General features: G+C 71.1%; 19 protein-coding genes. 16 read left to right on the plus strand and 3 right to left on the minus strand.

The genetic code is table 11. The annotated features are described in order from the left end of the window. Positions 1-108: 108 nt before the first annotated feature. Both FF041_RS06630 and FF041_RS06635 read right to left on the minus strand, forming a co-directional pair. On the minus strand, positions 109-1,338 hold the full coding sequence (locus tag FF041_RS06630; RefSeq protein ID WP_323391379.1) for a DUF349 domain-containing protein: 1,230 nt from the start codon (positions 1,336-1,338) through the stop codon (positions 109-111). Positions 1,339-1,511: 173 nt separating this feature from the next. Further along, positions 1,512-2,309: a peptidylprolyl isomerase gene (locus tag FF041_RS06635; RefSeq protein ID WP_323391380.1), complete on the minus strand. Its 798-nt coding sequence runs from the start codon at positions 2,307-2,309 to the stop codon at positions 1,512-1,514. Between the two features lie 170 nt (positions 2,310-2,479). Here FF041_RS06635 and FF041_RS06640 point away from each other — a divergent pair, with 170 nt between their 5' ends. The 4 genes from FF041_RS06640 (at position 2,480) to FF041_RS06655 (ending at position 6,970) form a co-directional block, all read left to right on the plus strand. Further along, positions 2,480-3,187 carry an MBL fold metallo-hydrolase gene (locus FF041_RS06640; protein WP_323391381.1) on the plus strand — a complete coding sequence of 236 codons (708 nt, stop codon included), beginning with the start codon at positions 2,480-2,482 and terminating at the stop codon, positions 3,185-3,187. A gap of 13 nt (positions 3,188-3,200) precedes the next feature. Next, the gene (hisS, locus tag FF041_RS06645) at positions 3,201-4,463 is read left to right on the plus strand and encodes a histidine--tRNA ligase (protein ID WP_323391382.1); all 1,263 of its coding nucleotides are present in this window, start codon (positions 3,201-3,203) and stop codon (positions 4,461-4,463) included. A gap of 426 nt (positions 4,464-4,889) precedes the next feature. After that, positions 4,890-5,531 carry a vitamin K epoxide reductase family protein gene (locus FF041_RS06650; protein ID WP_153483872.1) on the plus strand — a complete coding sequence of 214 codons (642 nt, stop codon included), beginning with the start codon at positions 4,890-4,892 and terminating at the stop codon, positions 5,529-5,531. An 83-nt stretch (positions 5,532-5,614) separates the two neighbouring features. After that, positions 5,615-6,970 carry a replication-associated recombination protein A gene (locus tag FF041_RS06655; RefSeq protein WP_323391383.1) on the plus strand — a complete coding sequence of 452 codons (1,356 nt, stop codon included), beginning with the start codon at positions 5,615-5,617 and terminating at the stop codon, positions 6,968-6,970. 96 nt (positions 6,971-7,066) lie between these two features. Here the strand turns inward: FF041_RS06655 and FF041_RS06660 are convergent, their stop codons facing one another. Next, positions 7,067-7,777: a DUF2470 domain-containing protein gene (locus tag FF041_RS06660; RefSeq protein WP_153521442.1), complete on the minus strand. Its 711-nt coding sequence runs from the start codon at positions 7,775-7,777 to the stop codon at positions 7,067-7,069. A 191-nt stretch (positions 7,778-7,968) separates the two neighbouring features. Between FF041_RS06660 and rpsD the strand changes: the two genes are divergently transcribed. The 12 genes from rpsD (at position 7,969) to FF041_RS06720 (ending at position 20,016) form a co-directional block, all read left to right on the plus strand. Next, the gene (rpsD, locus tag FF041_RS06665) at positions 7,969-8,583 is read left to right on the plus strand and encodes a 30S ribosomal protein S4 (RefSeq protein ID WP_323371745.1); all 615 of its coding nucleotides are present in this window, start codon (positions 7,969-7,971) and stop codon (positions 8,581-8,583) included. 229 nt (positions 8,584-8,812) lie between these two features. Continuing rightward, positions 8,813-9,256, plus strand: coding sequence for a DUF948 domain-containing protein (locus FF041_RS06670; RefSeq protein WP_323371744.1), 444 nt, complete (start codon positions 8,813-8,815; stop codon positions 9,254-9,256). Positions 9,257-9,261: 5 nt separating this feature from the next. Continuing rightward, positions 9,262-9,603, plus strand: a complete 342-nt coding sequence (locus tag FF041_RS06675) for a DUF6167 family protein (RefSeq protein WP_153483867.1) — start codon at positions 9,262-9,264, stop codon at positions 9,601-9,603. After that, positions 9,603-12,272, plus strand: a complete 2,670-nt coding sequence (gene alaS, locus FF041_RS06680; protein WP_153521443.1) for an alanine--tRNA ligase — start codon at positions 9,603-9,605, stop codon at positions 12,270-12,272. The genes FF041_RS06675 and alaS overlap by 1 nt, the downstream gene beginning before the upstream one ends. Continuing rightward, positions 12,269-12,733, plus strand: coding sequence for a Holliday junction resolvase RuvX (ruvX, locus tag FF041_RS06685; protein ID WP_323371743.1), 465 nt, complete (start codon positions 12,269-12,271; stop codon positions 12,731-12,733). The genes alaS and ruvX overlap by 4 nt, the downstream gene beginning before the upstream one ends. 103 nt (positions 12,734-12,836) lie before the next feature. Continuing rightward, the gene (gene mltG, locus FF041_RS06690) at positions 12,837-14,651 is read left to right on the plus strand and encodes an endolytic transglycosylase MltG (RefSeq protein WP_153521444.1); all 1,815 of its coding nucleotides are present in this window, start codon (positions 12,837-12,839) and stop codon (positions 14,649-14,651) included. Between the two features lie 7 nt (positions 14,652-14,658). Then, positions 14,659-15,525, plus strand: coding sequence for a shikimate dehydrogenase (locus FF041_RS06695; protein WP_153521445.1), 867 nt, complete (start codon positions 14,659-14,661; stop codon positions 15,523-15,525). A gap of 186 nt (positions 15,526-15,711) precedes the next feature. Beyond that, positions 15,712-16,896 (plus strand): chorismate synthase, encoded by a 1,185-nt coding sequence (gene aroC, locus FF041_RS06700; protein ID WP_153521446.1) that lies wholly within the window; start codon positions 15,712-15,714, stop codon positions 16,894-16,896. Further along, positions 16,893-17,408, plus strand: coding sequence for a shikimate kinase (locus FF041_RS06705; protein WP_153483860.1), 516 nt, complete (start codon positions 16,893-16,895; stop codon positions 17,406-17,408). Before aroC ends, FF041_RS06705 begins: the two co-directional genes overlap by 4 nt. Further along, the gene (aroB, locus tag FF041_RS06710) at positions 17,405-18,520 is read left to right on the plus strand and encodes a 3-dehydroquinate synthase (RefSeq protein WP_153521447.1); all 1,116 of its coding nucleotides are present in this window, start codon (positions 17,405-17,407) and stop codon (positions 18,518-18,520) included. Before FF041_RS06705 ends, aroB begins: the two co-directional genes overlap by 4 nt. Further along, on the plus strand, positions 18,517-18,957 hold the full coding sequence (aroQ, locus tag FF041_RS06715) for a type II 3-dehydroquinate dehydratase (RefSeq protein WP_153483856.1): 441 nt from the start codon (positions 18,517-18,519) through the stop codon (positions 18,955-18,957). Before aroB ends, aroQ begins: the two co-directional genes overlap by 4 nt. Positions 18,958-19,176: 219 nt before the next feature. Then, positions 19,177-20,016: an AAA family ATPase gene (locus FF041_RS06720; RefSeq protein ID WP_153521448.1), complete on the plus strand. Its 840-nt coding sequence runs from the start codon at positions 19,177-19,179 to the stop codon at positions 20,014-20,016. Positions 20,017-20,251 lie beyond the last annotated feature (235 nt).

Here is a 20,251-nt window from a genome sequence, read left to right on the forward strand (position 1 = left end):
GCAACACCGCCCCACGGCAGGCAACACCGCAGCACCGCAACACGGCAAAGGACCCCCGCACCACTCGGTACGAAGGCCCTTCCCAGGTCCAGCCGGCGCGAGCCGCCCTTACCCGCCGAACTCCTCCAGGCCCTTCAGCGCCTGGTCCAGCAGCGCCTGCCGCCCCTCAAGCTCCTTCGCGAGCTTGTCGGCCCTGGCGTTGTTCCCCGTGGCCCGCGCGGCGTCGATCTGCCCGCGCAGCTTGTCCACGGCCGCCTGGAGCTGCCCCGTCAGCCCCGCGGCACGCGCCCGCGCCTCGGGGTTCGTCCGACGCCACTCGTTCTCCTCGGACTCCTGAATGGCCCGCTCCACGGTGTGCATCCGGCCCTCGACCCGGGGACGCGCGTCCCGGGGCACATGCCCGACGGCCTCCCAGCGCTCGTTGATGGACCGGAAGGCGGCACGGGCGGCCTTCAGATCCGTCACCGGAAGCAGCTTCTCCGCCTCGACGGCCAGCTCCTCCTTGAGCTTCAGATTCTCCGACTGCTCGGCGTCCCGCTCGGCGAACACCCCGCTGCGCGCCGCGAAGAAGACGTCCTGCGCACCGCGGAAACGGTTCCACAGCTCGTCCTCCGCCTCGCGCTGCGCACGGCCCGCGGCCTTCCACTCCGCCATCAGCTCGCGGTAGCGGGCGGCCGTCACGCCCCAGTCCGTGGACCCGGAGAGCGACTCGGCCTCGGCGACCAGCTTCTCCTTGGCCTTGCGGGCTTCCTCGCGCTGGGCGTCCAGCGACGCGAAGTGCGCCTTGCGGCGCTTGGAGAACGCGGAGCGCGCGTGCGAGAACCGGTGCCACAGCTCGTCATCCGACTTGCGGTCCAGCCGCGGCAGCCCCTTCCAGGTGTCCACCAGCGCCCGCAGCCGCTCGCCCGCCGCCCGCCACTGCTCGCTCTGGGCCAGCTCCTCGGCCTCGGTGACCAGCGCCTCCTTGGCCTGACGGGACTCGTCGTGCTGCTTGGCCCGCTGGACCTTGCGCTCCTCGCGGCGCTTGTCGACCGCCGCCACCAGCGCGTCCAGCCGCACGGCCAGCGCGGCGAGGTCGCCCACGGCGTGATGCTCGTCCACCTGCTGGCGCAGATGATCGACGGCGGCCTGGGCGTCCTTCGCCGACAGATCGGTGGTCTTCACCCGCCGTTCGAGGAGGCCGATCTCGACCACCAAGCCCTCGTACTTGCGCTCGAAATAGGCCAGAGCCTCCTCGGGAGTACCGGCCTGCCACGATCCGACGACCTTCTCGCCGTCGGCTGTACGCACGTACACGGTGCCTGTCTCGTCGACACGGCCCCACGGGTCGCTGCTCACAGCGCCTCCTCCACCTGATACCCACGAAGGGTCTGGCCCCCGGGCATCGTCCACAGTTTCCTGGGGCGGGCAGCGCCCGCCCTGCACAACGCCAATCTAGGCGACCGGTCGGCCGCCTGTCCGCACTCAGCGCGGCCGAAATTCCCCGGCCCGCCCGCGGTTCCCCCGCCCGGTCACTTCTTGGTGACGACCGCCTTCTCGACGGTGACCGTCTTCTTCGGGGCGCCGTCGCCGCCGCCGCCGGTCACCCCGGCCTCGGCCACCTTCTCGACCGTCTTCAGGCCCTCGGCGTCCATCTTCCCGAACGGGGTGTAGCTGGGCGGCAGTTTGGTGTCCTTGTAGACGAGGAAGAACTGGCTGCCGCCGCTGTTCGGCTGGCCGGTGTTGGCCATCGCGACCGTCCCGGGCGGATAGGTCACGGTGCCGTCCTTGGCCGGCTTGCCCAGCGCCTTCAGATTCTCGTCCGGGATGTTGTAGCCGGGACCGCCGGTGCCGTCGCCCTTGGGATCACCGCACTGGAGCACATAGATGCCCTCCGTGGTCAGCCGGTGACACTTCGTGCCGTCGAAGTATCCCTTCCCGGCGAGCGCCTTGAACGAGTTCGCGGTGCGCGGCGTCTTCGCGGCGTCCATCGTGAAGGCGATGGGCCCCTGGTTCGTGGAGAGCTTCATCGAGTACGCCGCCTTCTTGTCGATCGACAAGGCGGGCTCGGGGCTCTTGGCCTCGGACGGCGTGGGCTCGGCGGACTGGCTCGCCTCCGAGCCCGCGTCGCTGACCTTCTGCTTGCCGTCGTCGTCACCGGAGAACGCCCCCGTCGCGAACGCCGTGGCGCCCGCGGCCAGCGCCACGGCGAGCGCCGCCGCGATCACCGTGTTGCGCTGCTTCCTCTTGCGGGACTGCGCCCGACGCTGCTGCTGGCGCTCGAATTTCTCCCTGGCGAGCTGCCGCCGCCGCTGATCGCTGCTGACCACCGGGTCTTCTCCCTCATTTCCGCTGAGCCGTGCGTGGCATGTGCCCGTACCGTATACGGGTTGGCTGTGGAGGGAGGAGCGCCGGTAGGCTCTGATCTGCTGCAATTCGAGACTTCGAGTCGGCGGTATTTCCTCTTCGCGACTCTCCGCAACCACATCCGAGGACGATCGTGCTTATTGCCGGGTTCCCCGCCGGGGCCTGGGGGACCAATTGTTATCTGGTCGCCCCGGCCGCGGGCGAGGAGTGCGTGATCATCGACCCGGGCCATCAGGCCGCCGAGGGCGTAGCCGAAGCGGTCGCGAAACACCGCCTCAAGCCCGTCGCCGTCGTTCTCACCCACGGTCATATCGATCATGTCGCCTCGGTCGTGCCGGTCTGCGGGGCGCATGACGTGCCCGCGTGGATCCATCCCGCCGACCGGTACATGATGAGCGACCCGGAGAAGGCGCTCGGCCGCGCCCTCGGCGCTCAGCTGATGGGTGAGCTGACCGTGGGGGAGCCGTCCGATGTGCATGAGCTGACCGACGGAGCCCGGCTGGAGCTGGCCGGTCTGGAGCTGACCGTGGCGCATGCGCCCGGCCATACCAAGGGGTCGGTGACCTTCCGGCTGCCCGAGACCGCCGACATCCCGTCGGTCTTCTTCTCGGGCGACCTGCTGTTCGCCGGCTCCATCGGCCGCACCGACATGCCCGGCGGCGACCACGCCGAGATGCTCCAGTCGCTGGCACGGGTGTGCCTGCCGCTGGACGACTCGACCGTGGTCCTGTCGGGGCACGGTTCCCAGACGACCATCGGCCGTGAGCGCGCCACCAACCCGTATCTGCGCGAGGTGGCGGCCGGCCTCGGGAGCATGGAAGCTCCCCGACGAGGAATGTGACGAGAGAACCCCTGTGAGCGTTTTCCAGGCCCCCCGGGGCACCTATGACCTGCTGCCGCCCGACTCCGCGACCTATCTCGCGGTACGGGAGGCGATCGCGGCCCCGCTGCGGAACTCCGGGTACGGCTATGTCGAGACCCCCGGATTCGAGAATGTCGAACTCTTCGCCCGCGGCGTCGGCGAGTCCACCGACATCGTGACGAAGGAGATGTACGCCTTCGAGACCAAGGGCGGCGACCGGCTCGCCCTGCGGCCCGAGGGCACCGCGTCCGTGCTGCGCGCGGCCCTGGAGGCCAGCCTGCACAAGCAGGGCGTGCTGCCGGTCAAACTCTGGTACTCCGGCTCGTACTACCGCTACGAGAAGCCGCAGAAGGGCCGCTACCGCCACTTCTCCCAGGTCGGCGCCGAGGCGATCGGGGCCGAGGACCCGGCGCTGGACGCCGAGCTGATCATCCTGGCCGACCAGGCGTACCGCTCGCTGGGTCTGCGGCAGTTCCGCATCCTGCTGAACTCGCTGGGCGACAAGGAGTGCCGTCCCGTCTACCGGGAGAAGCTCCAGGAGTTCCTGCGCGGTCTCGACCTCGACGAGGACACCCGCCGCCGGGTCGAGATCAACCCGCTGCGGGTCCTGGACGACAAGCGCCCCGAGGTCCAGAGGCAGCTGACGGGCGCCCCCTCGCTGCGCGAATCGCTGTGCGAGGCGTGCCGGGCGTACCACCAGGAGGTGCGCGAGCTGCTCACCGAGGAGGGAGTCTCCTTCACGGACGACGAGAAGCTGGTGCGCGGACTGGACTACTACACGCGCACGACCTTCGAGTTCGTCCACGACGGTCTGGGGTCGCAGTCCGCGGTGGGCGGCGGCGGACGGTACGACGGCCTCTCCGAGATGATCGGCGGCCCCGCGCTGCCGTCGGTGGGCTGGGCGCTGGGCGTCGACCGCACGGTGCTGGCGCTGGAGGCGGAAGGCGTACGGCTGGACCTCCCCGCGCCGACCAGTGTGTTCGCGGTCCCGCTGGGCGAGCAGGCACGCCGGGTGCTGTTCGGCGTGGTCACCCAGCTGCGCAGGAAGGGCGTCGCCGCCGACTTCGCGTACGGCGGCCGTGGGCTCAAGGGCGCGATGAAGGTGGCCAACCGCAGCGGCGCCCGGTATGCGATCGTCGCGGGTGAGCGCGATCTCGCGGAGGGCATCGTCCAGCTCAAGGACATGGAATCGGGCGAGCAGAGCCCCGTTCCGCTGTCGGCCGTGGTGACGGAGATCGAAGCCCGGCTGAGCTGAGCGGGAGTACGCCGCCACAGCCACAGCCACAGCCACAGCCACAGCCACAGCCACAGCCACAGCTACGGCCACAGCCACAGCCACAGCCACAGCCCCGGCCGTGGCCGTCCGGCCCCGGGTGCCTCGCGCCCGGGGCCGGACGCCGTCTCCGGGGTCAACGCACCGTGCCGCGCATCGCACGGGAGGGTGATGCCGGGGCGGGCCAGCCCGCCGCTCCCCGCCCGGCGGCCCGCCGCCCCCGCCCCGGGCGCCGGCCGTGCTCCGGTCCCGGTGAGCTCGTGATCCAGGGCCCTTCGGCGGGCCGGACGGCCCTGTCGCCGGGCCGGCCCCGGCGGTCATCCTTATGCTCCGCGAACGGTGGTGACGGGCCCGGGTGCGGCAGAATGACCGGGCCCGAGCAGGCTACTGAGCAATGGAAACGGCGATATGACGACAGCAGCGGTAGACGACGTGTCCTCCGGGGAGCGGGCCGACGGGGACGGCTCCACGGGACTGATCGGCGGCAGCCGCCCCTTCGCCTGGCTGCTGGTGATCACGGGCGCGGCGGGTCTGCTGGCGTCCTGGGTCATCACGATCGACAAGTTCAAGCTGCTGGAGGACCCGTCGTTCACCCCCGGGTGCAGCCTCAACCCGGTGGTCTCCTGCGGCAACATCATGAAGAGCGACCAGGCGTCGGTCTTCGGCTTCCCCAACCCGATGCTGGGTCTGGTGACGTTCTCCATGGTCATCGCCATCGGCGTGGCTCTGCTGGCAGGCGCCCGCTACCGGCGCTGGTACTGGCTGGGACTCAACCTGGGCAGCGCCTTCGGCGCCGGTTTCTGCATGTGGCTGATGTACCAGTCGCTCTACCACATCAACTCGCTCTGCCTGTGGTGCTCGCTGGCCTGGGTCGCCACCATCGTGATGTTCTGCTACGTCACCGTCCACAACGTCCGGCACCGGATCATCAAGGTGCCCGAGGGGCTGCGCGGCGCGCTGCTGGAGTTCCACTGGATGCCGCCGGTGCTGTGGATCGGCATCATCGGGATGCTCGTCCTGACCCGCTGGTGGGACTTCTGGATCAGCTGAGATCCCCTAGCTGACAACGCCCCCGGAGCCTCTCGCCGTCGCCCCCGGGGGCGTTGTCAGTCCCCTGGCATAGGCTTTCGTCCGTGGAGCCCGACCTCTTTACCGCAGCCGCCGAAGCCCGCCAGGAGAAGGACCCGTCCAGCAGCCCGCTGGCCGTCCGGATGCGTCCGCGCACCCTGGACGAGGTGGTCGGACAGCGGCATCTGCTCAAGCCGGGGTCGCCGCTGCGCCGGCTCGTCGGAGAGGGCGCGGGAGGGCCCGCGGGAGCCTCGTCCGTGATCCTCTGGGGGCCGCCCGGGATCGGCAAGACCACCCTCGCCCATGTCGTCTCCCAGGCCACCGAGAAGCGCTTCGTCGAGCTGTCGGCGATCACCGCGGGCGTCAAGGAGGTGCGGACGGTCATCGACGGCGCCCGCCGCGCCGCCGGCGGCTTCGGCAAGGAGACCGTCCTCTTCCTCGACGAGATCCACCGCTTCTCCAAGGCCCAGCAGGACTCCCTGCTGCCCGCCGTCGAGAACCGCTGGGTGACCCTGATCGCCGCCACCACCGAGAATCCGTACTTCTCGGTGATCTCGCCGCTGCTCTCCCGGTCGCTGCTGCTCACCCTGGAGTCCCTCACCGACGACGATCTCAAGGGCCTGCTCGACCGGGCGCTCACCGAGGAGCGCGGGCTCGGCGGCGCGGTCGCCCTGCCCGAGGAGGCCCGGTCCCATCTGCTGCGGATCGCGGGCGGCGACGCCCGGCGCGCGCTGACCGCCCTGGAGGCCGCGGCGGGGGCGACGCTCGACAAGGGCGAGCGGGAGATCTCCCTGGAGACCGTGGAGGAGACCGTCGACCGCGCCGCCGTGAAGTACGACCGGGACGGCGATCAGCACTACGACGTGGCGAGCGCCCTGATCAAGTCCATCCGCGGCTCCGATGTGGACGCGGCGCTGCACTATCTGGCGCGCATGATCGACGCGGGGGAGGACCCCCGGTTCATCGCCCGGCGGCTGATGATCTCGGCGAGCGAGGACATCGGGCTGGCGGACCCCACGGCGCTTCCCACCGCCGTCGCAGCCGCCCAGGCCGTGGCCATGATCGGTTTCCCCGAGGCGGCGCTCACGCTCAGCCATGCCACCATCGCGCTGGCCCTCGCGCCCAAGTCGAACACCGCCACCACGGCGATCGGGGCCGCTCTGGCCGATGTGCGCGCCGGGCTCGCGGGCCCGGTCCCGGCGCATCTGCGCGACGGTCACTACAAGGGCGCGGCCAAGCTCGGCCATGCCCAGGGCTATGTCTATCCGCATGACGTCCCGGGTGCCATCGCCGCCCAGCAGTACGCCCCGGACGCGGTGCACGGCAAGCGGTACTACGAGCCGACGAGATACGGCGCCGAGGCGCGGTACGCGGACGTGGTGGAGAAGGTGCGGGAGCGGCTCGGCAGGCCGGGTTCCTGAGGGCCGGCGGCCTCAGGCGCCCGTACGGCTCCCGGCGTGCTGCCCCGGTCGCGCCGAGCGCTCAGCGCGCCGGCTGCTCCCGGAGGACGGAGCGGCTCAGCGCGACGCGGCCTCGAAGAGGGTGTGCATCGCCCGGCGCAGCTCGGTGATGTCCCTGACCGGCTCGGGGAAGTCGAAGCGGGCGTCGAAGCAGCGCGCACCGGTGAACCGCACCCGCAGCCCGAACCGGTCCAGCGCCAGCGGCACCACGCGCGCCCGGCCGCCGGTCGCCGAATCGTCGTCCGCGGCGTCCCGCGCCCGCTCCCCGAGCAGTCCGCACAGCTCCTGGAGCTGCTCGCCGTGGGCCGAGTGCAGATGCTGGAGCAGCTCCGCCTCATGGGCGATGATCGGGTCGACCTGGGCCCGGGCGAACTCGTCGGGCTCGACCGAGGTCGCGCCCCACAGATCGTCCACATGGATCTCGCCCACTTCGAGGCGGATCATCATCCCCCCGGGCTCGGCGATCCCCGGGGCACAGGTCAGCCAGCCGGAGACCCAGGCCCGGCCGCGGATACGGTGGGGCACGGAGACCGGGGCGACATCCGTGATCTCCAGTACGGCGGAGAGCTCGTCGTCCTGGGCGTGGGTCGCGGCGCGCACGGCCGGGGATTCCGCGGGGAAGAGCAGAAACACCTCGCCGTCCGGCCCGACCACCCTGGCCTGCGGGCTCAGCTGCTCGGGACGGATCGTCTCCACTCCGGGCACGAGCAGTACCGCGGAGCATGTACTCTGTACGAGAGTTCGTGTGCGTTCGGCTGCTGACGGCATCCGATCGATTTCAAGCCCGCTGGGACGCGGCTGACCATGAGCTGATCGGACCTCCGTCGCTTCGACGCTCTTCTGAGCAGCGTCGACGTTCTTTGTGCTGTCCGTGATGCGTTTGGTGTTCCCCGGGCGAGACATGCGATCTCCTTGAGTAAGGTGAGCCTAACCTAACCTACAACGGAGGTCTGGAGAACGTGCCTAACCAGTCGCGTCCCAAGGTCAAGAAGTCTCGTGCGCTCGGCATTGCGCTGACGCCGAAGGCCGTCAAGTACTTCGAGGCCCGCCCCTACCCGCCGGGCGAGCACGGCCGCGGCCGCAAGCAGAACTCGGACTACAAGGTCCGTCTGCTGGAGAAGCAGCGTCTGCGCGCCCAGTACGACATCAGCGAGCGCCAGATGGTGCGCGCCTACGACCGCGCCCGCAAGGCCGAGGGCAAGACGGGCGAGGCCCTGGTCATCGAGCTTGAGCGCCGCCTCGACGCCCTGGTTCTGCGTTCGGGCATCGCCCGCACCATCTACCAGGCCCGTCAGATGGTCGTCCACGGCCACATCGAGGTCAACGGCGGCAAGGTCGACAAGCCGTCCTTCCGCGTCCGTCCCGACGACGTCGTGATGGTCCGCGAGCGCTCCCGCGAGAAGAGCCTGTTCCAGGTCGCTCGCGAGGGTGGCTTCGCCGCCGACGGTGAGACCCCGCGCTACCTCCAGGTGAACCTGAAGGCCCTGGCCTTCCGCCTGGACCGCGACCCGAACCGCAAGGAAGTCCCCGTGATCTGCGACGAGCAGCTCGTCGTCGAGTACTACGCCCGCTGATCCGGGCGCGGTACGACACCGCGTATCGGCCCGCCGTCTCCCTGCCCTCAGCGGCGGGGGCCGGCGGGCTTTCGCGTCCCCGGGGCGACGCGGACCGGGCCCCGGGTCGTGTCTTCGACTCCCGGCCCCCGAACAACGCGGTTCGGCGCGGGACCCGGGCGCGATAGGCTCGACAGAAGATTTCTCGCGTATCCAGCGACAAGCAGCGACAAGCAGAGAGCGGTGCGGTGTGACCGGTGGAGAGGTTGCCGGGATCCTGGTGGCCGTCTTCTGGGCGATCCTGGTCTCTTTCCTGGCCGTGGTGCTGGTGAGGCTGGCGCAGACGCTCAAGGCGACCACCCGGCTCGTGGCGGACGTGACCGAACAGGCGGTACCACTGCTCGCGGACGCCTCCGCGACGGTCCGCTCCGCGCAGACCCAGATCGACCGGGTCGACGCGATCGCCTCGGACGTCCAGGAAGTCACCTCCAACGCCTCCGCGCTCTCCACCACCGTCGCCTCCACCTTCGGCGGCCCGCTGGTGAAGGTCGCCGCCTTCGGCTACGGCGTACGCCAGGCGATGAGCCGCAAAGACGAGGACACCCAGCGGGAGCGGCCCCGGCGCACCGTGATCGTCGGCCGCACCGCACCGCCCGCCCGGAGCGAGCGCGGCCGATGGGGAAAGAAGGGCTGACCACGATGTTCCGCCGCACCTTCTGGTTCACCGCAGGCGCCGCCGCCGGTGTCTGGGCCACCAACAAGGTCAACCGCAAACTGAAGCAGCTGACCCCCGAATCCCTTGCGGCGCAAGCCGCGAACAAGGCGATCGACGCAGGTCACAAGCTCAAGGACTTCGCACTCGACGTCAGGGCCGGAATGATCCAGCGCGAGGAGGAGTTGGGCGAAGTACTCGGTACGAACACCCCGCCCGACCCCGAACTGCCCGCGCAGCGCCGCCGCCCCGCGCTCGACCGTCCCGTATCCACCCGGGACACGCACCCCCACCCCTACCACTCGTACAACCGGAATGAGGACTACTGATGGAGTCGGCTGAAATCCGCCGCCGCTGGCTGAGCTTCTTCGAGGAGCGCGGCCACACCGTCGTGCCTTCGGCGTCGCTCATCGCGGACGACCCGACTCTGCTGCTGGTCAACGCGGGCATGGTGCCCTTCAAGCCCTACTTCCTCGGTGAGACCAAGCCGCCCGCGCCGCGCGCCACCAGCGTGCAGAAGTGCGTCCGGACCCCGGACATCGAAGAGGTCGGCAAGACCACCCGGCACGGCACCTTCTTCCAGATGTGCGGCAACTTCTCCTTCGGCGACTACTTCAAGGAAGGCGCCATCCGGTACGCCTGGGAGCTGCTCACCGGCTCCCAGGACGACGGCGGCTACGGCCTCGACCCCGAGCGACTGTGGATCACGGTCTACAAGGAGGACGACGAGGCCGAGCAGATCTGGCGCGATGTGATCGGCGTCCCCGCCGAGCGCATCCAGCGCCTGGGCATGGGCCCCAACTTCTGGTCCATGGGCGTCCCCGGCCCCTGCGGTCCCTGCTCCGAGATCAACTACGACCGCGGCCCCGAGTTCGGCGTGGAGGGCGGCCCCGCCGTCAACGACGAGCGCTATGTGGAGATCTGGAACCTGGTCTTCATGCAGTACGAGCGCGGCGCCGGCGAGGGCAAGGAGAACTTCCCGATCCTCGGCGACCTGCCGTCGAAGAACATCGACACCGGCCTCGGTCTCGAACGTCTCGCCATGATCCTTCAGGGCGTGCAGAACATGTACGAGACGGACACCCTCCGCGTCGTCATGGAGAAGGCCACCGAGCTCACCGGCGTGCGCTACGGCGCCGACCACGAGTCGGACGTCTCCATGCGGGTGGTCGCCGACCACATCCGCACCTCCGTGATGCTCATCGGCGACGGCGTCACCCCCGGCAACGAGGGCCGCGGCTATGTGCTGCGCCGCATCATGCGCCGCGCCATCCGCAATATGCGCCTCCTCGGCGCCACCGGCCCCGTCGTCGCCGCCCTGGCCGACGTGGTCATCCGGACCATGGGCGAGCAGTACCCCGAACTGATCGCCGACCGCACCCGGATCGAGGCCGTGGCCCTCGCGGAGGAAGCCCGCTTCCTCAAGACCCTCAACGCCGGCACCAACGTCCTCGACACCGCCATCGTCGAGACCAAGGCCGGCGGCGGCCGGGTGCTCGCCGGCGACAAGGCGTTCCTGCTCCACGACACCTGGGGCTTCCCCATCGATCTCACCCTGGAGATCGCCGCCGAGCAGGGCCTGAGCGTCGACGAGGACGGCTTCCGCCGTCTGATGAAGGACCAGCGGGAGAAGGCCAAGGCGGACGCCAGGGCCAAGAAGACCGGCCATGCCGATCTCTCCGCCTACCGCCAGGTCGCCGACGGCTCCGGCGCCACCCGCTTCACCGGTTACACCGCCACCGAGGGCGAGTCGACCATCGTCGGCCTGCTGGTCGACGGAGTGCCCTCGCCCGCCGCCACCGAGGGCGATGAGGTCGAGGTCGTCCTCGACCGCACCCCCTTCTACGCCGAGGGCGGCGGCCAGCTCGCCGACCAGGGCCGGATCAAGCTCGACTCCGGCGCGGTCATCCAGGTGCGCGATGTCCAGCAGCCCGTCGCCGGGGTCTCCGTGCACAAGGGCTCGGTCCAGGTCGGCGAGGTCACCGTGGGCGCCTCCGCCTACGCCGCGATCGATGTGACCCGCCGCCGGGCCATCGCCCGCGCCCACAGCGCCACCCATCTGACCCACCAGGCGCTGCGCGACGCCCTCGGCCCGACCGCCGCCCAGGCCGGTTCGGAGAACTCGCCGGGCCGCTTCCGCTTCGACTTCGGCGCGCCCTCCGCCGTGCCCGGCACGGTGCTCACCGATGTCGAGCAGCGGATCAACGAGGTCCTCTCGCGCGAGCTGGACGTCCAGGCCGAGGTCATGAGCATCGACGACGCCAAGAAGCAGGGCGCCATCGCCGAGTTCGGCGAGAAGTACGGCGAGCGGGTCCGGGTCGTCACCATCGGTGACTTCTCCAAGGAGCTGTGCGGCGGCACACATGTCCACAACACCGCCCAGCTCGGTCTGGTGAAGCTGCTCGGCGAGTCCTCGATCGGCTCCGGTGTGCGCCGTATCGAAGCCCTCGTCGGCGCGGACGCCTACCACTTCCTCGCCAAGGAGCACACGGTCGTCGCCCAGCTCCAGGAGCTGGTCAAGGGCCGTCCCGAGGAGCTCCCCGAGAAGATCTCCGGCATGCTCGCCAAGCTGAAGGACGCCGAGAAGGAGATCGAGCGGTTCCGCGCGGAGAAGGTGCTCCAGGCCGCCGCCGGACTCGCCGGGGGAGCCAGGGACGTCCACGGCGTGGCGCTGGTGACCGGCCAGGTGCCGGACGGCACCTCCGCCGACGATCTGCGCAAGCTGGTCCTCGACGTCCGTGGCCGCATCCCCGGCGGCCGTCCGACGGTGGTGGCCCTGTTCACCGTGGCCAACGGCCGCCCGCTGACCGTCATCGCCACCGACGAGGCCGCGCGTGAGCGCGGTCTGAAGGCCGGCGACCTGGTGCGCGCCGCCGCCAAGACCCTCGGCGGCGGCGGTGGCGGCAAGCCGGACGTCGCCCAGGGCGGCGGCCAGAACCCCGAGGCCGTCGGCGAGGCCATCGCCGCCGTGGAGCGTCTGGTGGCCGAGACCGCGTGAGACGAGGACGCCGACTGGCTCTCGATGTCGGGGACGCCCGGATCGGGGTCGCCTCCTGCGACCCCGACGGGGTCCTCGCCACCCCGGTGGAGACCGTGCCGGGACGCGATGTCCCGGCCGCCCACCGGCGGCTGCGTCAGCTGGTCGAGGAGTACGAACCGATCGAGGTCGTCGTCGGCCTGCCCCGCTCGCTCAGCGGCGGGGAGGGCCCGGCGGCGGTCAAGATCCGCGCGTTCGCCCAGGAGCTGGCCCGGGGCATCGCCCCCGTGCCGGTCCGTCTCGTGGACGAGAGGATGACCACAGTAACGGCCACTCAGGGGCTTCGGGCCTCGGGTGTGAAGTCCAGAAAGGGCCGCTCTGTCATCGACCAGGCTGCCGCTGTGGTGATCCTCCAGAACGCTCTGGAGTCCGAACGGGGGTCCGGGGGACCGCCCGGCGAGTCAGTCGAAGTGGTTGTCTGATCGCGATACGGTAACGTTCCGCGCGATGCGGCGGTGTTCGAACAGAGCCGCTGGTCAACGTAGAGGCGGCCCGCCCGGACCCCTCGCGGCTGTTTGGGGAACGATGACTGAATATGGACGGAGCCCAGGCTCCGCACCGTGGCATCCGGAGGACCCGTTGCACGGGGACCAGGGATGGACAGGTCAGCAGGACCCGGCCGGCCATGCCGCGCCCTACGGCGCGCAGCAGCCGGAGCAGTCGCAGCAGCAGCCGGACCAGCTGTACGGCAGTTACCAGGAGCCCTACCAGCAGCAGTACGGCGATCAGCAGTACGACGGGGGCGCGCTCGGCCACGCCGGTCAGCCCTATGACGGCTCGTCCTACGGTGAACAGCAGTACGGCACCGCCCATCAGCACGCCGGCCCGGACCAGCAGTACGCCGGGCAGCAGCAGTACCCCGGTCAGCAGGCCCCTCAGCAGTACCCCGGTCAGCAGGCCCCCCAGCAGTACCCCGAGCAGCAGCAGCCGCCCCCGTCGTACGGCGACCAGCAGTACGCGGAGCATCAGTACGCCGCCGGGGGCTGGGACGCCGTACAGCAGACCGGAATGCCGTACGACCCCGCGCAGGTCGACCCCTACGCGGGGCACACCCCTGATCTGTACGGAACGCAGGACGCGTATCCGCCGCCGGAGCCGCCGGGCCGCCGGGCCCCGCAGGTCCCCGAGGCCGAGCCCGAGCGGCAGCCGGAGCCGGAGGAGGTCTCCGCTGACGACGAGCACGGCGATGAGCCGGAGCAGGCCGGCTCCCGGCGCGGCGGCGGTGGCCGGGACGGTCGCGGCGGCCGGTCCAAGAAGCAGAAGAAGGGCCGTAACGGCGTCGCGTGTCTGATCGTCGCCGTCGTCCTGGCGGGCGGCCTGGGCGGTGTCGGCTACTTCGGCTACCAGTTCTGGCAGGGCCGCTTCGGCACCGCCCCGGACTACACGGGCGAGGGCAGCGGCTCCGTCCAGGTGGAGATCCCTCAGGGCTCCGTAGGCTCTGCCATCGGCCAGCTGCTGGAGAAGGCAGGCGTCGTCAAGAGCACCGGCGCCTTTGTCTCGGCCCAGGGGAGCCACCCGGACGGCCAGACGATCCAGGCGGGCGTCTACACCCTGAGAAAGGGAATGTCGGCGGCGAACGCCCTCAAAATGATGCTCAACCCGAACAGCCACAATTCCCTGATCATTCCCGAGGGGAAGCGGAACGTCTGGGTCTATGAGCAGATCGACGACCATCTGCGGCTGGAATCGGGCACCACGGAGAAGGTCGCCGAGGAGAAGGCGGACAGCCTCGGACTGCCCAAATGGGCAATGGACCATCCCGAGGTCAAGGACCCGCTGGAGGGCTTCCTCTTCCCGGCCAGCTATCCGATCGCCAGAAGCAGCAAGCCGGAGGACGTCCTCCGGAAGATGATCGACCGCGCCAAGACGGAGTACGACCGGATCGACCCCGTGGCGCAGGCCAAGAAGCTCGATCTGGAAGGGCCTTGGCAGCTGATCACGGTGGCGAGCCTGGTCCAGGCCGAGGGCAAGACGGACGACGACTTCCGCAAGATGTCCGAGGTCATCTACAACCGGCTCAAGCCCAACAACACCGAGACCATGCGGAAGATCCAGTTCGACTCCGCCTTCAACTACCTCATGGGCAAGAGCAAGATCAAGATCAGCGAAACCGAGATCAACTCCAACCCGGACCCGTACAACACATACGTCCACGCGGGTCTCCCGCCGGGCCCCATCGGCAACCCCGGCATGGAGGCGCTGGAGGCGGCGATCAACCCGACCGACGAGGGCTGGATCTATTTCGTCGCCACGGACGGCATGAACAAGACGGAATTCGCCAGGGATCTCGACGAACACAACAGGCTGAAGGAAAAGTTCAATGAATCGGGCGTCGAATGAGCGGGATATGCCTGATCTGACAGAATCCGGCTCCGCCGCCCCGGTGCGGCGGGCCGCCGTCCTCGGCTCGCCCATCGCGCACTCGCTCTCCCCGGTGCTGCACCGCGCCGCCTATGCGGAGCTGGGCCTCGGCCACTGGTCGTACGACCGTTTCGAGGTGGACGAGGAGTCCCTGCCGTCCTTCATGGCGACGCTGGACGCGACCTGGGCGGGGCTGTCGCTGACCATGCCGCTGAAGCGGGCGGTCATCCCGCTGCTGGACGGGATCAGCGACACCGCCGCCTCGGTGGAGGCGGTGAACACCGTCGTCCGCACCGCGGACGGCCGCAGCCTCGGCGACAACACCGACATCCCCGGCATGATCGCCGCACTCGCCGAGCGGGGCGTCGACAGGGTCGGATCGGCCGCCGTGCTGGGGGCCGGGGCGACCGCGTCGTCCGCGCTCGCCGCGCTGGCGCGGATATGCTCCGGCCCGGTCACCGCCTATGTCCGCAGCGAGGCCAGAGCCGCCGAGATGCGCGGCTGGGGCGACCGCCTCGGCATCGAGGTGCGCACCGCCGACTGGGCGGACGCCGCCCAGGCGCTGCGCGCCCCCCTGGTCATCGCCACCACCCCGGCCGGCGCCGCCGACGCGCTGGCGGCCGAGGTCCCCGACCGTCCGGGCACCCTCTTCGACGTGCTGTACGACCCCTGGCCCACGGCCCTCGCGGCGAGCTGGTCCGCACACGGCGGAGCCGTCGTCGGCGGACTGGATCTCCTGGTCCACCAGGCGGTGCTCCAGGTGGAGCGGATGACCGGACGGTCCCCGGCGCCGCTGGACGCGATGCGCGCCGCGGGCGAGCGCGCCATCGCCGCCCGCCACCGCGTTCCGTAAGCCCGGCTCCCGGGGCCGCCCGCCCCATGGCGTCCGTCTCCATGGACCACCGCCCGCCCCATGGGCGTCCGCCTTCTGGACCACCGGCCGGTGCACCCCGCCGGACATGGGAGGATCGAGTCAGGCGGGCCAGGGCCGCGCACCCGGTCGCGCCATCGCAGTTAAGGCGCGAGCAGAGGAGCACCGTTGAGCAGGTTGCGTTGGCTGACGGCGGGAGAGTCGCACGGACCCGCACTGGTGGCGACGCTGGAGGGACTTCCCGCCGGTGTGCCGATCACCACCGAGATGGTCGCGGACCACCTCGCCCGGCGGCGCCTCGGCTATGGACGCGGCGCGCGGATGAAGTTCGAGCGCGACGAGGTCACCTTCATCGGCGGTGTGCGGCACGGGCTCACCATGGGCTCGCCGGTCGCCATCATGGTCGGCAACACCGAGTGGCCGAAGTGGGAGAAGGTCATGTCGGCCGATCCCGTCGACCCCGCGGAGCTCGCCGCCCTGGCGCGGAACGCCCCGCTCACCCGGCCCCGCCCCGGCCACGCCGACCTCGCGGGTATGCAGAAGTACGCCCTGGAGGAGGCCCGGCCGATCCTGGAGCGCGCCAGCGCCCGGGAGACCGCGGCCCGGGTCGCGCTCGGCGCGGTCGCCCGCTCCTACCTCAAGGAGACGGCCGGGATCGAGATCGTCTCCCATGTCGTCGAGCTGGCCGGAGCCAAGGCCCCCTACGGCGTCTACCCGACCCCCGCCGATGTGGCGAAGCTGGACGCCGACCCGGTGCGCTGCCTGGACGAGGCCGCGAGCAAGGCGATGGTCGCGGAGATCGACCAGGCCCACAAGGACGGCGACACCCTCGGCGGTGTGGTCGAGGTCCTCGCGTACGGCGTCCCCGTCGGCCTCGGCTCGCATGTCCACTGGGACCGGCGGCTCGACGCCCGGCTCGCGGGCGCGCTGATGGGCATCCAGGCCATCAAGGGCGTCGAGCTCGGCGACGGCTTCGAGCTGGCGCGCGTCCCCGGCTCCCAGGCCCATGACGAGATCGTGTCCACCGAGGACGGACTGCGCCGCACCTCCGGACGCTCCGGCGGCACCGAGGGCGGCATGTCCACCGGCGAGCTGCTGCGGGTGCGCGCGGCCATGAAGCCCATCGCCACCGTGCCGAAGGCGCTGGCCACCGTCGACATCGCCACCGGCGAGGCCGCCGCAGCCCACCACCAGCGCTCCGATGTGGCCGCCGTGCCCGCCGCGGGCATCGTCGCCGAGGCGATGGCCGCCCTGGTGCTCGCGGACGCCGTCGCCGAGAAGTTCGGCGGCGACAGCGTGGCGGAGACCCGCCGCAATGTCCGCTCCTACCTCGACAATCTGCACATCCGATGAGCGCTCCGGTGATCGTCCTGGTCGGGCCCATGGGCTCGGGCAAGTCGACCGTGGGCGAGCTGCTCGCCCAGCGGCTCGGGGTGCCCTACCGGGACACCGACGCCGATATCGTCGCCGCCGAGGGCCGTGAGATCGCCGACATCTTCGTGACGGACGGCGAGCCCCGCTTCCGTGAGCTGGAGCGCGCGGCGGTACGGGACGCGGTCGCCGGGCACACCGGCGTACTCGCCCTCGGCGGCGGCGCGATCCTGGACGAGTCGACCCGGGCCCTGCTCGACGGGCTGCCCGTGGTCTATCTCTCCCTGGAGGTCGAGGAAGCGGTGCGCCGCACCGGCCTCAACCAGGCCCGGCCGCTGCTGGCCGTCAATCCGCGCCGCCAGTGGCGGGAGCTGATGGACGCCCGCCGCCATCTGTACACCGAGGTGGCCCGCGCCGTCGTGGCCACCGATGAACGCACCCCCGAAGAGGTCGCGCAGGCGGTCCTCGACGCTTTGGAGCTGAAGGACGAATGACCGAGCAGTCTGTGACCCGTATCCAGGTCGGCGGCACCGAGGGCACCGCCCCCTACGAGGTACTGGTGGGCCGGCAGCTCCTCGGCGAGCTCCCGGGGCTGATCGGCCGGGCTGGGGGTCCCCCCGCCGGAGGTAGGGGGAGGGTGGCCGTGCTCCACCCCGAGGCCCTCGCCGGGACCGGCGAGGCGATCCGCGAGGACCTGGCGGCCCAGGGGTACGAGGCCATCGCCGTCCAGCTGCCCAACGCCGAGGAGGCGAAGACCGCCGAGGTCGCCGCGTACTGCTGGAAGGTGCTGGGACAGACCGGCTTCACCCGCACCGATGTGATCATCGGAGTCGGCGGCGGCGCCACCACCGACCTCGCGGGCTTCGTCGCCGCGACCTGGCTGCGCGGGGTGCGGTGGATCGCCGTCCCGACGACCGTGCTCGGCATGGTCGACGCGGCGGTCGGCGGCAAGACCGGGATCAACACCGCCGAGGGCAAGAACCTCGTGGGCGCGTTCCATCCGCCCGCCGGGGTGCTCTGCGATCTGGCCGCGCTCGACTCGCTGCCGGTCAACGACTACGTCAGCGGTCTCGCCGAGATCATCAAGGCGGGCTTCATCGCCGACCCGGCGATCCTGGACCTGGTGGAGTCCGACCCCGAGGGCGCGCGCACGCCCGCCGGGCGGCACACCGCCGAGCTGATCGAGCGGTCCATCCGGGTCAAGGCGGAGGTCGTCTCCGGCGACCTCAAGGAGTCCGGACGGCGCGAGATCCTCAACTACGGGCACACCCTCGCCCACGCCATCGAGAAGAACGAGCGCTACAAGTGGCGGCACGGGGCCGCCGTCTCCGTGGGCATGGTCTTCGCCGCCGAGCTGGGCCGGCTGGCCGGCCGGCTGGACGACGCGACCGCGGACCGGCACCGGGCAGTGCTGGAGTCGGTGGGGCTGCCGCTGACCTACCGGGGCGACCAGTGGCCCAGGCTGCTGGAGACCATGAAGGTCGACAAGAAGTCCCGGGGCAATCTGCTGCGCTTCATCGTGCTCGACGGGCTCGCCAAGCCGACGGTCCTCGAAGGCCCCGACCCGGCCGTGCTGCTCGCCGCGTACGGGGAGGTCTCGGCATGAGCCGCCGGGTGCTGGTGCTCAACGGCCCCAATCTGGGCCGGCTCGGCTCCCGTGAGCCCGATGTCTACGGCGCGACCTCCTACGCCGGACTGGTGGAGACCTGCCAGGCGCTGGGCGGGGAGCTGGGGCTCGATGTGGAGGTCAGGGAGACCAACGACGAGGGCGAGCTGATCCGCTGGCTGCACGAGGCGGCGGACGGCTCGATTCCGGTGGTGCTCAACCCGGGCGCGTTCACGCACTACTCGTACGGGATGCGGGACGCCGCCGCGCAGCGGACCGCGCCGCTGATCGAGGTGCACATCTCCAACCCGTACACCCGCGAGACGTTCCGGCACACCTCGGTGGTCGCCTCCGTCGCGAGCGGCACGATCGCGGGCTTCGGCATCGGCTCCTACCGCCTGGCGCTGCGCGCGCTGGTGGAGGAGCTGTCCGCCTGATCGGCGTCTCCGCCTCTCTGTCTCTTCGCCTCTCCGGCAGAAGAGGCGGAGCGGCGGCCCGGCCCCCCGACCGAGCGCCGTCCGGACGGGCACTCCACCCTCCGCCCGCTCGTTCTCTGGGGGTTGGGGCGGCCGGCCGCCCGGGGGTACGGTTCGTGGGCGATGACAGCCCAGCAGCCGCCTGACCAGCGTCGGTCGTATGAGACGGAGTGGCACCGGATGGAGCACGCAGGGGGGTTCCCGCTGCCGCCGCCCCATGAGCCGGGACAGGGACCGCCCGGCTGGCCGCGGAGCGCCCAGCCGCCTCTCCCGCCACCAGGCCCGCCCGCTGCGCCCCCGCCGCCGCCCGGGCCGCCTCCGCCCTCACCTCCGCAGAGTCCTCCCACCGCCCCCGGCTGGACGCAGCCGGGACCCCGGCCCGAAGCGGCGGATCGGCCGCGACTGCCGCCCGGCGGACCGGTCCCGCTGCCCGCACCGCCGTTTCCTGACACCGGCACCGGTACGGCCACCCTCGCCGTACTGCTGATCGGCCCGGCGGGCGCGGGCAAGACCACCGTGGCCCGGCACTGGGCGAACCGCCGCCGGGCGCCCACCGCGCACATCAGCCTCGACGATGTCCGCGAATGGGTCTGCTCCGGCTTCGCCGACCCCCAGTACGGCTGGAACGAGCACTCCGAGGCGCAGTACCGCCTCGCCCGTCGCACCTGCGGCTTCGCCGCGCGCAACTTCCTGGCCAACGGGATCTCCTGCGTCATCGACGACGCCGTCTTCCCCGACCGGCCGGTCGTCGGCCTCGGAGGCTGGAAGCGCCATGTTGGCCCCGGGCTGCTGCCCGTCGTGCTGCTGCCGGGACTGGAGACCGTCCTGGAGCGCAACGCGGAGCGGAGCGGGAACCGCAGACTGTCGGACGAGGAGGTGGCGGGCATCCACGGCCGGATGGCGGGCTGGTACGGCTCGGGCCTGCCGATCATCGACAATTCCGGCTACGACGTGGAGACGACCGCCCGGGTCCTGGACGAGGTCCTCGCCCGCGCCATCGCCAGCCCGCCGAACTGGTAGGGGGGCACGGCTTGGGGTACGCGAGGACGGCACCCCGGGCACGACCTGGGGGAGGGGGCGCGCAGGCCATGACCTGGGGGGAGGGGGGCGCGCAGGGGACGGCACCGGGACGTAAAGCGTGATTTGTGGCGCTGAGGGGCCCGTCATGATGGGGCGGCCCGACACGCGCCGTAAATCATGCAGTCCCGGTGCCGTGCCCGGAGCGCACCCCGGCCCGCACGACGAGCCCCCCCCC

The sequence above is a fragment of the Streptomyces jumonjinensis genome, from assembly GCF_009600885.1.
Taxonomy (GTDB): domain Bacteria; phylum Actinomycetota; class Actinomycetes; order Streptomycetales; family Streptomycetaceae; genus Streptomyces; species Streptomyces jumonjinensis.

Coding starts and splice junctions, on each gene's coding strand:
- FF041_RS06650 (WP_153483872.1), top strand. CDS start 4,890: ATGACGACAGCAGCGGTAGACGACGTGTCCTCCGGGGAGCGGGCCGAC.
- FF041_RS06660 (WP_153521442.1), bottom strand. CDS start 7,777: ATGCCGTCAGCAGCCGAACGCACACGAACTCTCGTACAGAGTACATGC.
- FF041_RS06675 (WP_153483867.1), top strand. CDS start 9,262: ATGTTCCGCCGCACCTTCTGGTTCACCGCAGGCGCCGCCGCCGGTGTC.
- alaS (WP_153521443.1), top strand. CDS start 9,603: ATGGAGTCGGCTGAAATCCGCCGCCGCTGGCTGAGCTTCTTCGAGGAG.
- mltG (WP_153521444.1), top strand. CDS start 12,837: ATGACTGAATATGGACGGAGCCCAGGCTCCGCACCGTGGCATCCGGAG.
- FF041_RS06695 (WP_153521445.1), top strand. CDS start 14,659: ATGCCTGATCTGACAGAATCCGGCTCCGCCGCCCCGGTGCGGCGGGCC.
- FF041_RS06705 (WP_153483860.1), top strand. CDS start 16,893: ATGAGCGCTCCGGTGATCGTCCTGGTCGGGCCCATGGGCTCGGGCAAG.
- aroB (WP_153521447.1), top strand. CDS start 17,405: ATGACCGAGCAGTCTGTGACCCGTATCCAGGTCGGCGGCACCGAGGGC.
- aroQ (WP_153483856.1), top strand. CDS start 18,517: ATGAGCCGCCGGGTGCTGGTGCTCAACGGCCCCAATCTGGGCCGGCTC.
- FF041_RS06720 (WP_153521448.1), top strand. CDS start 19,177: ATGGAGCACGCAGGGGGGTTCCCGCTGCCGCCGCCCCATGAGCCGGGA.